A 15,156-nucleotide genomic window follows, 5' to 3' on the forward strand; every position below is an offset into this window, starting at 1 on the left:
GGATGAGTCTGGAAGAATTTCTTTATAATTTGCAATTTGATATAAATCGGGCCAATCAGCCAAACTGGGAAGTAGATTGGGAGGATGCGCCTCTTTCCTATAAACTTTACAAGGGTCAGCCGACAGTATCTTTATCTGCAGAAGCACCGCTTACATTGACGGGGAGCCACCCGCCGGTAAAACCCAATTCAGATAGGATGGGCCATTTTCTCTGGTTTGTCTATGGAATCACCCAGGTTAGCCAGTCTGTCTATCCTGACGATTCCGCAGAGCAGGAGTCATACCCGATTCACTCCTATCGGAGGTTCGCACCATCGGGAGGGGCGCTGTATCCAAATGAACTATATGTCTATTTAAAATTAGATGATTTGCCGGTTGGAGTCTATCATTATGATGCCGCCCACCATCGGCTGGTTTTGCTCCGGGAAGGGAACTTCGATTCGTACTTAGAAAGGGCGCTCGGCAACCGATGTGATGTTTCTTCGTGTTTTGGTACAGCTTTTGTTTCAACAAGGTTCTGGAAAAACTTTTTCAAATACAATAATTTTGCATATCGGCTTCAGGGACTGGACGGCGGGGTCCTTATGGGGCAGCTGCTCGAAACCTCTAAACGGTTTGGATACGAATCAGGTGTATATTTTGAGTTTTTGGATACGCCGGTTAACCATCTACTCGGACTCACAGAGGTAGAGGAAAGCGTGTATTCAGTCATCCCATTGTCAGTTGAGCCGACAAACTGGGCCGGTTGTGGGAGCGGCTTAGAAGGGGATATTACGGCGGAAAAATTATGCCGGGAGCTGCCTGCTATTTTTCCGCAGCAGCTTGAACGTTCTGAAAGAGTTCGAGAGTTTCCTATGATAATAGCGATGAACGAAGCTTCCAAAATAAAGTCAGCAAGCGAATTTAAGAAAGTCAGGAATCAAACAGTAATACCAAACGTGGAAAAAGAAATCCCATTGCCAGACATCGAATTCAACTCCATTGATTTTGCGGAAGCCTGCAACAACCGCTATTCCCCCGAAATGGATTTTGTCATGGGGAAGGTCAGCCAGCAGCAGCTGGCTGTGTTATTGAAGGAGGCAGCAAATTCTTATTCGTATCGCAGTGATTTAGACGAAATATATTGCAGCCAAGATTCACGGGTTTCTATCTATGCCTGCTTATATAATGTAGAGGGCATCCCTAATGGAGCTTACTTTTATGACAGTTACCGCCATTCGCTCCGGGAAATCAGCCCGGGGGACTACCGCCTTAAGCTGCAGTCGGGACTGTCACTTGATAACGTCAATTTGCTTCAGGTACCTATTTGCCTCCATATCGCAGGAAACAAAGATTACTATAAAGAGACCCTGGGATACAGAGGCTACAGAACGATGCAAATGGAAGCCGGAATGCTTGTCCAGCGCTTGCTCCTGGCTTCATCCGCCATTGGGTTCGGAGGGCACCCGCTGCTAGGATTTGACACTAACTTGACTGATGAGATTTATAGATTGGGAACTGTTGGGAAGACCAGTTTGATTCAAATTCCGATTGGACCTTATCGGGAGCGTGCTTGGGTTAAGGGGAGTTTGCGGAGTTAGGATAATATTTTTGGAGAGTGGATCTAGAATCCGCTCTCCTTTTTGCTTCAGGCTGTTTTCGTAAAGATTGTTGCTTACACCTATGTTGAATTAAGATCCTGTTGCTCTTCGTTCCAGGCGCGCAGACTCCTTCGGGATGAAGCGGGCAGGTGAGACCACGGAAGAAATGATCCGAAAAGAAGGGATCATTTTTCCCCGCAGGAGCAAAGCGACGAGGAGGCTCACCGCACGCCCCAAGAAAAATTTGCTCTTGAAAAAGCCGGCAATTGGACTTTTTCATAATTTTTCAGAGAAAAGCGAAGCGCCTGGAACGGAAATAAACAGCTTTTTATTGCAAAGCCTTCTTGAAAAAAACATTTAGAAGAAGATTTCAAAATCATATAGAATAGCAACAAAGCATTAGAAAAGAGCCTTGCTTTAACAATAGAATGAATGGAAGCAGAAGGTACGTCCCCGTGAGTCTTATGCTTCCTTCCCGAAAGTAGATTTCATTCTTAATTCGGGATTGTCGTTTATTGTCTTATCCCATTCTAGAATTTGCCCGGATTTTAGTAGAATTTCCTTCAAATCTTCGTATGGAACATCTTGAACAGTTGTTTGATTTTTATGGGCCAGAGCTGCAGCAGCACCAGATGATTGCCCCAGGATCATGAACACAGGCTCCATTCGGATGGAACCGTATGCAATATGCGAACTTGATAAACAAATTGGAACAAGTAAATTTGAACATTCGTCAGCCTTTGGGCGCAACGAGCGATAAGAAATTGGATAGGGAGATATCGGGATTTCAACATCGCCTTCATTATATACACGCCCATCGATTACTAACCTTCTGCAATGGTGGGAATCCATTTGATATGAGGCCAGGCCGATGGAATCTTCTGCTGTTACCATTCCTAAACAATTGTTGTCAGTCATTACATAATCAGCAACCATTCTTCTTGCTTCGCGAATATAGAGTTGATGTGGCCAGTGTCCGGTTTCTTCAAATTCATCGCGGGCTAATCCCCATTCTCCAACCTGTTCGCGAATCGACTGAGGGATGTGTGAATCATTGGCTAAGAAATAGAGCAGACCAAGGTTATATGAAAAATGATCCTGAAAAATTCTTTCCCGAGTTTTATAGTCTCCTTCAGGCCACTCGTAATTCATGCCAATATTGTCAGTTGAAAAACCTCCATAATTATTTAAGTCTGTTTTTCCGTTTGGAAGCATGGTATGAAGGTTCATCGCATCCCATACTCCCTTATTGATATAACGCAATAACAAAGAGTATCGAGCAGGATTATATAAAGGTGGCTTAGGAAATGGCACGCGATTTTCAGGATTTTGAGTTAAGCAGATGCGGAAATTATAGGCTTGTATCCGGTGGTCACCTTGGCCTTGACACCCTATACTCCCAGAGGTGGATTCTGTTATCCCTGGCAACACTCCACTTGAAGGATCCCCCTCAATATAATACGGGTCGACAAATTCTTCAAACTGATGATGGGGTTGTCCGAATTGAATTCCATTATAGGTTTCCCCATATGTTTCATTAGCTTCTCTGCCGACAAAATATGTAACACCTGCCTTGGCCATCAGGTCTCCTTCATAACTGGCATCAATAAAAAAGCTCCCTCTATATGCAGTTCCATCCTCCATGATTAATTCTAGTATTTTATTAGTCTCTGTTTTTACTGCTTCCAAATGCTGATTGAATACCACCTCGATATCGTATTTCTTGAGCCATTTTTCAAATACATAACTGGCAGCCTTTGGTTCAAAAGTCCATTGTTCTTCAGTATTGTAATACTTCCCTAACTCGCGGAAGAATTCCCTTGATAAACCGCCTATTGCTTCTTTTGCACCAATATCCGAGGCACCTAAACCACTGGCGGTTATTCCGCCAATATGATTTCCGAATTCAGCAATGATTACAGACAGGCCCATTTTTTTTGCCTGGATAGCAGCTGTAATTCCAGCTGGGGTTGCTCCATAAATGATTAAATCCCTGTTCATTACCTTGGGTTCAAGAGCTCGGGGAGTAGGGACATAATAATGTAAATGACTGAAATCCATTTAACAGCCTCCTTTAGATAAGGTACTACTTAGAAAAAATTGTACAAACTTAAATAAAAGTTTAAAACAATGAATTGGATATTCAAGACTTTTAATCGTCTTTAAATACGTTACTGAACATTCCAACAAACAAACTGCCAAATGGTAAAAAGGAGTGCTCACAGGGACGAGCACTCCTAAGGTACTTTATTGATAAATGATCTTTTTACGGCTGCTAATTTTGTGAAGTGCGCGGTTGCTCGACCAGGTAATGACTACAGCCAGAACACTTCCTGTAAAGAAGGGGATGATCCCCGGTATAAGTCTTATAAGAATCAGCAATACGACACAAGATGTAATGATAAGAACTGTTTCTTTTATGGAGCTGGCACCGACTAAAAAAGATTGTTTTAGGTATTGAAAAAAAGTCATTTCAAATTGGGTGTATACAGGAAAGAAATATAACAGGGTCAGAAAATAGGAGATTGCTATAAATCCGATTATAGGAATCAAATAAAGTAATTTGTCACTATTCAATTGTAAAAACATAAAGTCATAAACCAAAAAATAGCCAAATAGGAAAAAAAACAAACCGAATTTATTTAGGGAGATGAACTCGGCTTTATAGGTGTTCCAAAATGTTCCGAAGATTTTTTCGACCGGTTCTTTTCTAAGCCACTTTTGAACAATCGTGTACATCGCACCAGTAGAAGGAAATAAACCGAATATCCCTAGCCCAGTAAATGAAAATAAAATCCACAGCATATTTAAGTAAGCGACCCGCAGCATCCATATAGCAAAGATGTTGAATCTATCCCAGCCTCCCATACGATCACCTCTTTATAAAAATAATAAATAATTATTTTGTTAGGGATATAAAGACATTTAACAGACCTGTCACTTTAAAATAAAATAGGAGATAAGAAATGAAGATTACTTGTATTATAGCATGACTCTAAATTCCAAAGTTTACTTTTTTTGGGGATTAAGAAAATCAAAAAAGAATACCTGAGGTGACCCTGATGGAGGAGTTCCGTTTAGTCCAAGGTGAAGAATTTCAACAGGCAATTAATTTAGCCGACCAAGTTTTTCGAAAAGAAGGTCACTTATCAATGGGTGTTTCCTTCCCGCAAGTTTTTTCAGCAGCATTAAATCAAGCTTATGGTGCATTTATCAATGGTAAATTAGTCTCGTTCATCGGTTTGGTTCCATCAACCCTGATTATTGAAGGTGCTGAGGTACAGGCTTTTTCAATTGGTGCGGTTTGTACCCAGGCTGAATATCGGAGGAAAGGTTTAGCTAATAAACTTCTCCAAATGGTATTTGATCATGTCAATAAATCTGGAGGTTCGGTTTTATTTGTTTCTGGGGATTTACCGTTATATCTCAAACAGGGTTGTACCTATTATGGAAAAATGAATAATTATGTCATATATCCGGATGATTTACCAAGGGATAAGCCATATACAGTCCGCGAATTGCAGCCTTATGATTGGTTTCAAATGAGAAAGTTGATTAATAAACAAAAGTTTCGATATGAACAAAGTATTTTTGATCTAGCTCTTCTTAATGACGCAGCAGGTTTTGCCAGTATCTTTAAAATGAAGCATAAAATCCTGGTAGCAGAAGACAGCAAGGAACTGCAGGCATTTTTAGTGTTTGGTGTCCCATACCATGAAAAAAAAGTGGTGGATTCCCGTGTAATAGAATGGGGTGGAGACGAAGAGGCAATTCCATGTTTACTGAGAGCAGCATTTACATATGGACTGGATTCAGTAATCTTCAATATACCTAGCTTTCAAACTGCTCTTACGCAACAGCTGGTTTCACTTGAAAATACAGTGCAGCGATACCCAGGAACAATAAAGATCATGAATCTAGATTTATTGCTGGAACAGCTTACCCCATATTTAGAAGATAAAATTGAATTTTCCCGAATAGATGAGAGTCACATAAAACTAACCTCTAAAGATGTTTCTGGAATTTTCAGCAATCAGGAGTTAGAGGAATTTATTTTAACTGGTAACACTAATGGACAGATTTCCTGTCCGGATGTTTTTCCAATTCCTTTCCCTTTTCCACAAGGTTTGAATTATGTATAACCAATGGAAAATGAAAGCTTGTGATATCAGCAGAACAGGTAAATATTGCCTATTCCAAAACCTTAAATGGCAAAATAAATGACTGAAAGAACTAGTTTAAAAATACTAAATTATCGGAATTGTTTATTAAAGACACTTTATAGACTTGTCACAATATTTAAAAAAAACTAAAATAAGCATATCAAGAAATAAAAATGCTAATTTTTAGCATTTGATGTGAACGCTTTCAAAACTGGTGTTGAGGAGGGGGATTTTTAATAAGACTCTGTTAAAGCATAATTTTAACGCTTGTTGATTGTAGTGGAAGGTGCGCAGACTCCTCCGAAAATACTAACGCATTTCCATCATGCGCGGGCCCATTCGTGGAAGCTTTTCAGAGTCCTGCGGAAAGCGAAGCGCCTGGAATGAAAATCAACAGCCTTGGTAACAGAGCCGGTAATAAGAAAACTTTAAAAGTGTAGATTAAGTATTTTTTTAAACTTAAATGGGGGGAATTCCGTACATGAAAAAGAAAAGTCTTTGGTTAATGATCTTAATGCTTGCATTTGCCTTAATTCTTTCAGGTTGTAAAGAGAAAGCTGGCACATCACCAAAGGATGATAAAGTAGATGGAGAAATCACTGTATGGGTACATCCATACACTGGTGATGCAAAGAAAGAAGAGGAAATGTGGAAGGAAATTATTGCGAATTATAATAAAGATTTTCCGGATGTAAAGGTGAACATTGAAACAATTCCATGGTCAAACCGCGATCAGAAAGTGTTAACTGCGCTGGCAGCGAACAATGGCCCAGATGTATTTTACGCCATTCCTGACCAGATGCCCCAATATGCTGATGTAGGAATGCTGCTTGAATTGGATCCATACCTGAAGGATTCTGACCTTGACGGGTTTGTTGAATCTTCTTTAGTCTCTACGACATGGAAAGGCAAAAAATATGGGCTGCCAATTCTTCAGGAAGCTTACACATTCTTCTACAATAAAAATGTTATTGAAGCAATCGGTGAAGATCCATCAAAACTTCCAACTAACTGGGAAGAATTTGAAGCTTGGGCAGCAAAAGCGAAAGAAAAAGGTTTCTATGCACTTTCTTATGCTGGCGGCGGTTCCATGAACGGTACGATTTATCCATGGATTTGGCAAGCAGGCGGAGATGTGGTAACACAGGATAATGAAGTATTAATCAATAACTCTGATAGCGTGAAGGCATTCGAAATGATCAACAATATGTATCAAAAAGGGCAGCTTCCAGAAGATTCTATTACTGCAAGCAATCACAATGACTTATGGTTTGGCGGAAAGATTATGGCCATCCTAGGTTCAGGAATTGATATAACAATGCTGCAAAAAGAAAATAAATTTGATTTCGTCATTGCAGAACCAATGAAGAATAAAGAGCAATTAACATATGGCACAACTGGAATGTTTGTTGTTCCTTCAAACAGCGATAATCCTAATGCAGCAGCAGAATTTGTAAAGGCGGTTACAAATCCGGAAAATCAGCGGATTTTCAATACTGTCACTCAATATATCCCTACTCAAGAGGAATCAAAGGATATTTTTGACTCAAATGAGTACATGAAACAGCTTTCACAATACACTCAATATGCTTTACCGGGTGTGATCCATCCGAAAGGCCGTGCGATTATGCCATTCATCCAGGCTGAAGTACAATCTATGATGGCAGGCGATAAAACTCCTCAAGAAGCAGCAGATGCAGCAGCAGAAGCGATCAAAGCTGAGTTAGCGAAGCCGTAAACGAATAGCTTCTTACTTAAGAGAGTTTTATTCCACTGTGAATAAAACTCTCTGTTACTTACTAAATGGTTTGCTAATCTAAAATTGAAATAAGGTGATTACTTGGAAAAGGTCGTAGTCGACAATCATAAGATGCCTTTGAAAAATATGCAGAAAGAAAAGACTCCCCTTGTAAAAAAGATCAAGAATGAATGGAATAAAAATGGCCTGGTGTATATTGTACTAGTCCCGGTACTGATTCATTTTTTGATCTTTCAAATCTTCCCGTTTATTTACAGTTTTGTATTAACGTTTCTGAATTACAGAATTATCGGGACTTCAGAATTTGTTGGGTTAAGAAACTGGCAGCAATTATTCCAGGATAAGATTGCAATGAAATCAATCTGGAATACAATTTTATTTTCCTTCTATTATATTGCTCCCACAATGGCAGTTGGTTTACTGTTGGCGCTGATTATAAATTCAGGTATTCGATTCACGAAGTTCATTAAGGGGATATTCTTCCTGCCGGTTGTGACTTCGTTTGTCGTAATAGCTGGCATTTGGGAATGGCTGTTTTCCGGAACGGAATCCGGGCTTATTAATTACATGTTAAGTTTTTTTGGGATAGACACCCAATTGTTCTTGTCAGATTCATCCCAGGCTCTGATGGTACTCGCTGGACTGAGTATTTTTAAGGTTTCAGGAAGTACAATGATTTATTATTTTGCAGGCTTGCAGTCAATTCCAAGGGATATGTATGAAGCAGCAAAAATAGACGGGGCCACACCATTCAAATCTTTTTGGATGATTACGTTCCCATTGCTAAAACCCATTCATTTTTATGTCTTAATCATCACAACAATTGGATCTTTCCAGATTTTTGATTCTGCGTTTCTATTGACCGGCGGAGGACCAAACTTCTCGACAAGTACGATTGTTTACTATTTATATTCAATCGGATTTACTAATTTGAATTTCAGCTATGCTGCGGTTTTATCTTATGTTTTATTTGCGATAATCTTAATCATTTCGCTTATTCAAAAAAAATATTTTGGAAAAGACCAGGGTATTTATTAATGAGCCAGCGTGATAGTAAGGGAGATGAAATACATTGTTAAAAAAAGTCGTAAAATATGTTGTCGTGTTCTTCTTAGCATTTTGCTTTCTCCTTCCATTTTTAATAATGGCCTTAAGCTCGCTGAAAGAAACGACTTTTGCAGCGCTGGATCCTTTATTCTGGATTCCGACGGATCCTTCATTGAATAATTTTGCTTATCTCTTTAGGAACGACAACTTTCTGCGTTGGATTTATAACTCAGTTGTAATAACCGTGATTCCTGTTTTTTCCCAAATGTTTTTTGCCGGATTATTAGGCTATATTTTTGCCAGGAAGCAGTTTTTCGGAAGGGAATTTATTTTTTGGACATTCATGGCAGTCATCATGATTCCATCGCAATTGCTGATCATTCCTAAGTTCATCATGTTTTCGAAATTTGGCTGGATAAATGAATATGAAGCTTTAATTGTTCCAGAACTGTGGGGCATTATGGGAGTATTTTTAGTCCGCCAATTCATGCAAGGGATTCCTATGGAACTAGATGAAGCCGCACGGATGGATGGAGCAAATGATTTCCAGGTTTTCAGGAAGATTTATATTCCTTTGGCATTTCCTTCGATTGCAACTGTAGGGACGTTTTCATTTGTAAGTAACTGGAATGATTTATTCCAGCCTTTGATTTACATGACGAATGAAAAAATGTTTCCAATTACAGTAGGTCTTGCTTCTACGTTAAATAAAGAAGGGAACTTTGGAATTGAGATGGCAGGTGCCACATTATCATTTATCCCGACGTTTTTAATCTTCTTGTTCTTCCAGAAATATTTTACTGAAGGCATACAATTATCAGGTCTAAAATAAAGATCTTGTTTGTTCATAAGGAGCTATGTTATGGCGGATTTGAAAATTGGAATCATCGGTCTTGATACCTCACATGCTGCTGCTTTTACAAAATTATTGAATGATTCGAAAAACCCATATCAGGTTAAAGGCGGAAAGGTTGTAATGGCCTTTCCGGCAGGATCAGCAGATTTTGATTTAAGCTATTCTCGAATCGGCAAGATCACAGAAGAAGTTAAACAGTATGGAGTAAAAATCGTTAATAGTATGGAGGAAGTAGGAGAGCATTGTGATGCGATATTGGTAGAGTCTGTGGATGGCCGGGTTCATTTGGAACAAGTAAGGATACTGGCTCGATTCAAAAAACCTATTTTCATCGATAAACCGCTTTGCTTACATTCTTCAGATGCCCAAAAAATTGAAGAAGAATCAAGGCGATACAATACACCCATCATGAGTTCATCAGCACTTCGGTTTGCTGAACCCTTAAAAAGGGCTCTCTCGATAAAGGAAAGAGGCAATATAATAGGTGCTGACTGTTTTGGACCAATTGAAATGGCTGAAACCCAGCCAGGTTATTTTTGGTACGGAATCCATACGATCGAAATGCTTTTTACGATCATGGGGTGTGGTGCGAAAAATGTTAGGACTGTTTCCAACCAAGATTCAGATCTGATCATTTCTCTATGGGAGGATGGCAGAATAGGAACGGTCAGGGGAAATAGAAAAGGGAATTACAACTTTAGTGCAGTCATTCATTATGAAAAAGGAACTGAATTTGTGCTGATTGATTCTACGGGAAAACCTTTTTATGCAAGTTTATTAGAACAAATCATGCTATTTTTTAAGACTGGCAGAGCGATTGTGCCTATAAGTGAAACAAAGGAAATCATCCAGTTTATTGAGGCAGCCAATGAGAGCATGCAAACAGGGGAAATGGTTAACGTATAGAATGGATTTGGCTGGCAGGGGATTGTGGGAATGAAACAGCGGGTTTACAGGAATCCCGCCGTTTCATCAATCAGCTTACGATAAAAGTGATGGCTCTTTTAAATCCTCTATGATAAAGGTAAGTCGATAAATTCTTCGAGGCCTTCCTTTATAGGTGATTTTTTCTTCTCCTACGATATCGACCAAATTTGCATCCATCCATTTTAACAGGATTCGATGAGCGCTTCTTGTTGTAATGTTCAGTGTTGTAGCTAATTCCTGGGCTGTATAATCATATTTTTTGTGGCGCGCTACTCTGGCCATCAACTTCGTCATATAGGCAGCTGACATACCAGCCTTTTCAGCCTTATTAAGCAATTCAGCATCTGTTATGGAGAGATCGTATTTTTCATATTGTGTGTCCGTAATAATATCAACCGGCCCAATTACACTTTGATCTTCACGGACAATGTAACAAACATTGCCGCCCAGCTCCTTTGATTGGCGGAGGGCAAGTCTCGCATGGCTGCCAGCTTCAGCTGCAGAACGGCCAAAGCCAACACCGATACTGATGGAAACACCAAGTTCTGTTTTTGCGGAATTCAATAATGGAATAAATTTATAGCCGCGTGTTTCTCTTTCAAATATGCCCCGGGTGGTGATAAATGAAAATTCTTCTCCGCCAGAATTGATCAGGTGCCCATCCAGCAGCTTTGTATAGTTTAGCATCATTTGCTGGAATTTCAGTTTAAACAATTGTACTTCATGTTCGGTTTCATATTTTTCAGTTGCCTTCTCAAACTTATCAATATCGATAATACCAAAAACGATTTGAGATTCTTTATTCTTTCTGGCTTCGGTAGCAAGCAGTGCACGTTCGAGAGAAACAATTAAATCTTGATAAGTCGGCGTAACCCATTCATTAGGAATGTTTAATTGTGACAGCTGCAGTGATACCTCCTGGATGCCGGTAATGGCGATGGAACCCATTTGTTCATAGTTTTCCTGGTGAAATTGAACAATCGCTTGAATATCACTGAACTCATTATAGTGTGGAAAGGATTTACATTCGTATGTGTCTTCACCTAATTCATAGAGGATCCGATGAATGTATTTTTCTTCAATACTATCAATGGAGAAAGTTTTTGAGTCATAATGGTTCTTTATTAAAAATAAGGATCGATAAAGACCTGTGCCCATTAGAGGGACATAATGAACCGGTATTGAATAGTTTAGCACCTGTTTTGATTTTAAATAGGTAGGAAATTCGGTGAATAACAGTACTTCTACTTTATTAATCAAACTAGTTATAATGTCAATTTCGATGGTGGATGGGGTTGCATGAATAAAAATGGGCTGGAAATTAGGGAATGCCTCAAGCGCTTTCATAATTTCCGATTCAAGTGGTTCTGGACCTACTATGCCAATAATAATTTCAGTTCCGTTACCCTGATTAATTTTCATCCTATCATCTCCAATAAAAGACAGTATAAAGAAATGTCTTTAAATAATCTTATTAATAGATTAAGATGAAACATTTCCAATTGTCAAACTGAATTTTTATAAAGATCCCCCTTGTTTATTAAAAGACACTTAAGTGACTTGTCTTTTAAAAATCGCGATTATAAAATGGAAATAATTTAAAACCCTTAGTTTACCAATTAGAATTTCTATAGGAGGATTTAAAATGAAAACGATTGCAGAATTAGAAGACTTTATGTCTGTGCCAAGTGAAGAGTTAATCCGAGACCTGCAGCAGCTTGATGGGGACATCATGATATTGGGCGTAAGCGGGAAAATGGGACCTACTTTAGCAAAGATGACGAAAAGAGCTGTCGATCGGGCTGGCCTGACTAAACGAGTAATTGGTGTTGCAAGATTCACAGACGAAAGATTAATAGAGGAATTAGAGGCTGCTGGAATCGAGACAATTAAAGCGGATCTTTTGAAAGAGGAAGAACTGGATAGCCTTCCTTTCGTAAAAAACATCATCTACATGGCGGGTAATAAATTCGGTACAGTCGGAAACGAGCATTATACATGGGCGATGAATGCCTATCTTCCGGGCAGAGTGGCAGAAAAATTTAAAGATTCCCGAATTGTTGCTTTTTCAACAGGAAATGTGTATCCATTAACAAATGTTTTAAGTAATGGCTGTACAGAGGATGTTACACCAAATCCAATAGGGGAGTATGCACAATCCTGCTTAGGCAGAGAGAGAATCCTGACATATTTCTCTAAGAAAAATGAAACACCAATGGTCCTGTTTAGATTGAATTATGCAATTGATTTGCGCTATGGAGTGCTGCTGGAAATCGCCAAGCAGGTATTCAACGGAAATCCTATTGATCTCACCATGGGAAATGTGAATGTAATTTGGCAGGGGGATGCCAATGAGTATGCGGTTCGCTCGTTATTACATACAAACAATCCGCCGACAATTTTAAATGCCACGGGACCAGAAACATTATCCATGAGATGGATCGCTAAAGAGTTCGGAAAAAGAATGGATAAAGATCCAGTGTTCATAAATGCCGAGAGTCCTACTGCATTGCTGAATAACTCGTCAAATGCACATAAACTATTTGGCTATCCAAAAGTAACGATTCAGCAAATGATTGATCTGATTTCTGAATGGGTTATCAATGATGGCCACACCATCAACAAACCAACACACTTCCAGGAGAGGGAAGGTGCATTTTAATGCTAAAAGAGGCTGTTAAGAAAAAGCTTCATGAAGGTGTGGTGATCCCGGCCCACCCGCTGGCATTGACAGAGGATCGGCAGCTGGATGAGGCAGGCCAAAGAGCATTAACACGATATTATATTGATGCCGGCGTCGGCGGAATTGCTGTTGGCGTCCATACAACACAGTTTGAAATTCGTAATCCCGAATTCAATCTTTATGAAAAAGTGTTAAAGATCGCAATTGAAGAAACAGAACGCGCCAATGTCCCTGAAGGTTTTATAAAGATTGCAGGGATTTGCGGACCTGCGGAGCAGGCTCTTGCGGAAGCGAAATTCAGTAAAGAAGCAGGATATGATTTAGGGCTTTTGAGTATGGGAGGTTTAAATCACTTATCTGAAGATGAATTAATTGACCGTGCTGAAAAAATTGCAGATGTTATTCCTCTATTTGGTTTTTATTTGCAGCCAGCAGTGGGCGGCAGGATTTTCTCTTATGAATTCTGGCAGCGCTTTGCTTCTATACCAAATTTGCATGGTATCAAAATCGCACCTTTTGATCGATATTGTTCAATAGATGTTGTCCGTGCTGTATGCGAATCTCCGCGAAAAGAAGAAATTGCCTTGTACACTGGGAATGACGATAATATCATGAATGATTTACTTACGACCTTCCAATTCAATATTGCAGGTGAAAAGGTGAATAAGAATATCGCAGGGGGTCTGCTTGGCCACTGGGCAGTTTGGACAAAAAGAGTGGTGGAGATCTTTAATGAAACAAAAGATCTGCAAAATAGAGATGCTGTTCCAAGCGAATACCTGACTCTTGGCCAGGAAATTACGGATGCCAATGCAGCAATTTTCGACGCTCGTAATGGTTTTAAAGGAAGTATTGCCGGGATTAACGAAATATTAAAAAGACAAGGACTGCTGAAAGGGAATTGGTGCTTGATGGACAATGAAGTATTAAGTCCTGGCCAGGCAGAAGAGCTGGATCGAGTTTATTCGAGCTATCCGCACCTGCACGACGATGAATTTGTTAAATCCAATTTATCCAAGTGGTTCGCTAAATAATGGATGGAAGAAGGCCTGTAAATGAAAAGAATTGTAGCAAACAACAAGAAGATTGAAATCATTGAAGATGAAGTACCGAAACTAGAAGGGAAACCATCTTACATCTTGATCAAAACGATGTATTCAGTTATTTCACCAGGAACCGAACTTACGATCCTTGCAAATAGTGAAAATAAGCAAATCAATCTAGGTTACAGTGCTATGGGGGAAGTGGTTGAATGCGGAAGTGCGATTACGGATGTGAAAAAAGGTGATTTGGTTGCTTGCTATGGCGCTCCGTATGTACACCATGATGAGTATTTGCTTGTTCCCAAGACATTGTACGCAAAAGTTCCTGAATCAGTTGATCCAAAAGAAGCTGCTTTAGGCGGGCTGGGCGCTATTGCCATTCATGCACTGCGCGTAGCAAATCTTCAATTTGGTGAGACAACGGTCATTATAGGGTTAGGAGTTTTAGGACAATTAATCGCCAAGATAGCCAATGCTGCTGCCTACAATGTCATTGCCTATGACCTGCATGAAAGCCGGGTTGAAATGTTCAAAACAGAAAATAGCAAAACCTTTGCAAAAATCGAAGAGTTGGAAGAGGCAATTCGAATTGAAACTAAAGGACATGGAGCTGATGCTGTCCTATTGTGTGCGGGTGGGAAACGCTCCCCACTAACACAGGATTGCTTGAAATGGATTCGCAATAAAGGGAAGGCAGTCATTGTTGGAGATATCGAACCAGACTTTCCAAGAAATCTGATGTTCGCGAAAGAAGCAGAGCTGCTCATTTCCCGAGCAGGCGGTCCCGGCAGATACGACAGTGTATATGAAAAAGAAGCCATCGATTATCCATATGAATTTGTCAGGTGGACAGAAGGCAGGAATGTGGAAGAGTATATCAGGCTAATCAAAGAAAAGCGGATTGATGTCCAGCCATTTATTTCAGAAGTGATTGAGGTTGACGACGCCCCGCAGGAATTTGAAAAGCTGCTAGACAAGGAATCTGCTACTCTTACGATGCTTATTCACTATTAATAGGGACACCAAGCTTTTAGTAACCGGCCATATGTAAAAGCTCATTGAGGTTCTTTTGTGACTTCAATCGCAATATAACTCCGG

General features: G+C 39.7%; 12 protein-coding genes. 9 read left to right on the forward strand and 3 right to left on the reverse strand.

Annotated elements, in window-relative coordinates; genetic code table 11:
- Positions 1–2 precede the first annotated feature (2 nt).
- On the forward strand, positions 3–1,580 hold the full coding sequence (locus tag AC3EBE_RS06955; RefSeq protein WP_488594294.1) for a SagB family peptide dehydrogenase: 1,578 nt from the start codon (positions 3–5) through the stop codon (positions 1,578–1,580).
- A gap of 462 nt (positions 1,581–2,042) precedes the next feature.
- On the opposite strand, the gene AC3EBE_RS06960 is transcribed toward AC3EBE_RS06955, so the two are convergent.
- Entirely contained in the window at positions 2,043–3,641 is a 1,599-nt protein-coding gene (locus tag AC3EBE_RS06960; RefSeq protein ID WP_488594295.1) for an FAD-dependent oxidoreductase, read from the reverse strand.
- Between the two features lie 186 nt (positions 3,642–3,827).
- On the reverse strand, positions 3,828–4,448 hold the full coding sequence (locus AC3EBE_RS06965) for a YesL family protein (RefSeq protein ID WP_488594296.1): 621 nt from the start codon (positions 4,446–4,448) through the stop codon (positions 3,828–3,830).
- Positions 4,449–4,642: 194 nt separating this feature from the next.
- On the opposite strand from AC3EBE_RS06965, the gene AC3EBE_RS06970 reads away from it, so the two are divergent.
- From AC3EBE_RS06970 to AC3EBE_RS06990, 5 genes are all read left to right on the forward strand, one after another.
- The gene (locus tag AC3EBE_RS06970) at positions 4,643–5,722 is read left to right on the forward strand and encodes a GNAT family N-acetyltransferase (RefSeq protein WP_488594297.1); all 1,080 of its coding nucleotides are present in this window, start codon (positions 4,643–4,645) and stop codon (positions 5,720–5,722) included.
- Positions 5,723–6,224: 502 nt separating this feature from the next.
- Positions 6,225–7,481 carry a sugar ABC transporter substrate-binding protein gene (locus tag AC3EBE_RS06975; RefSeq protein WP_488594298.1) on the forward strand — a complete coding sequence of 419 codons (1,257 nt, stop codon included), beginning with the start codon at positions 6,225–6,227 and terminating at the stop codon, positions 7,479–7,481.
- Positions 7,482–7,628: 147 nt separating this feature from the next.
- Entirely contained in the window at positions 7,629–8,540 is a 912-nt protein-coding gene (locus AC3EBE_RS06980) for a carbohydrate ABC transporter permease (RefSeq protein ID WP_488594497.1), read from the forward strand.
- A 34-nt stretch (positions 8,541–8,574) separates the two neighbouring features.
- Positions 8,575–9,381, forward strand: coding sequence for a carbohydrate ABC transporter permease (locus AC3EBE_RS06985; RefSeq protein WP_488594299.1), 807 nt, complete (start codon positions 8,575–8,577; stop codon positions 9,379–9,381).
- Between the two features lie 30 nt (positions 9,382–9,411).
- Positions 9,412–10,311, forward strand: a complete 900-nt coding sequence (locus tag AC3EBE_RS06990) for a Gfo/Idh/MocA family protein (protein ID WP_488594300.1) — start codon at positions 9,412–9,414, stop codon at positions 10,309–10,311.
- A gap of 75 nt (positions 10,312–10,386) precedes the next feature.
- Here AC3EBE_RS06990 and AC3EBE_RS06995 read toward each other — a convergent pair whose 3' ends face one another.
- Entirely contained in the window at positions 10,387–11,754 is a 1,368-nt protein-coding gene (locus tag AC3EBE_RS06995; protein ID WP_488594301.1) for a nucleotidyl cyclase domain-containing protein, read from the reverse strand.
- A 223-nt stretch (positions 11,755–11,977) separates the two neighbouring features.
- Here AC3EBE_RS06995 and AC3EBE_RS07000 point away from each other — a divergent pair, with 223 nt between their 5' ends.
- The 3 genes from AC3EBE_RS07000 to AC3EBE_RS07010 are packed head-to-tail and all read left to right on the forward strand — an operon-like array spanning position 11,978 to position 15,072.
- Complete coding sequence (locus AC3EBE_RS07000; protein ID WP_488594302.1) at positions 11,978–12,994, forward strand: NAD-dependent epimerase/dehydratase family protein; 1,017 nt, start codon at positions 11,978–11,980, stop codon at positions 12,992–12,994.
- The gene (locus tag AC3EBE_RS07005; RefSeq protein ID WP_488594303.1) at positions 12,994–14,049 is read left to right on the forward strand and encodes a dihydrodipicolinate synthase family protein; all 1,056 of its coding nucleotides are present in this window, start codon (positions 12,994–12,996) and stop codon (positions 14,047–14,049) included. The genes AC3EBE_RS07000 and AC3EBE_RS07005 overlap by 1 nt, the downstream gene beginning before the upstream one ends.
- Before the next feature lie 21 nt (positions 14,050–14,070).
- Positions 14,071–15,072 carry a zinc-dependent alcohol dehydrogenase gene (locus AC3EBE_RS07010; protein WP_488594304.1) on the forward strand — a complete coding sequence of 334 codons (1,002 nt, stop codon included), beginning with the start codon at positions 14,071–14,073 and terminating at the stop codon, positions 15,070–15,072.
- Positions 15,073–15,156 lie beyond the last annotated feature (84 nt).

The organism is Mesobacillus sp. (assembly GCF_057785455.1).

Excerpts from the sequence above, each read along its gene's own strand:
- AC3EBE_RS06955 (WP_488594294.1), top strand. The coding sequence starts at position 3 with ATGAGTCTGGAAGAATTTCTTTATAATTTGCAATTTGATATAAATCGG.
- AC3EBE_RS06960 (WP_488594295.1), bottom strand. The coding sequence starts at position 3,641 with ATGGATTTCAGTCATTTACATTATTATGTCCCTACTCCCCGAGCTCTT.
- AC3EBE_RS06965 (WP_488594296.1), bottom strand. The coding sequence starts at position 4,448 with ATGGGAGGCTGGGATAGATTCAACATCTTTGCTATATGGATGCTGCGG.
- AC3EBE_RS06970 (WP_488594297.1), top strand. The coding sequence starts at position 4,643 with ATGGAGGAGTTCCGTTTAGTCCAAGGTGAAGAATTTCAACAGGCAATT.
- AC3EBE_RS06975 (WP_488594298.1), top strand. The coding sequence starts at position 6,225 with ATGAAAAAGAAAAGTCTTTGGTTAATGATCTTAATGCTTGCATTTGCC.
- AC3EBE_RS06980 (WP_488594497.1), top strand. The coding sequence starts at position 7,629 with ATGCAGAAAGAAAAGACTCCCCTTGTAAAAAAGATCAAGAATGAATGG.
- AC3EBE_RS06990 (WP_488594300.1), top strand. The coding sequence starts at position 9,412 with ATGGCGGATTTGAAAATTGGAATCATCGGTCTTGATACCTCACATGCT.
- AC3EBE_RS06995 (WP_488594301.1), bottom strand. The coding sequence starts at position 11,754 with ATGAAAATTAATCAGGGTAACGGAACTGAAATTATTATTGGCATAGTA.
- AC3EBE_RS07000 (WP_488594302.1), top strand. The coding sequence starts at position 11,978 with ATGAAAACGATTGCAGAATTAGAAGACTTTATGTCTGTGCCAAGTGAA.
- AC3EBE_RS07005 (WP_488594303.1), top strand. The coding sequence starts at position 12,994 with ATGCTAAAAGAGGCTGTTAAGAAAAAGCTTCATGAAGGTGTGGTGATC.
- AC3EBE_RS07010 (WP_488594304.1), top strand. The coding sequence starts at position 14,071 with ATGAAAAGAATTGTAGCAAACAACAAGAAGATTGAAATCATTGAAGAT.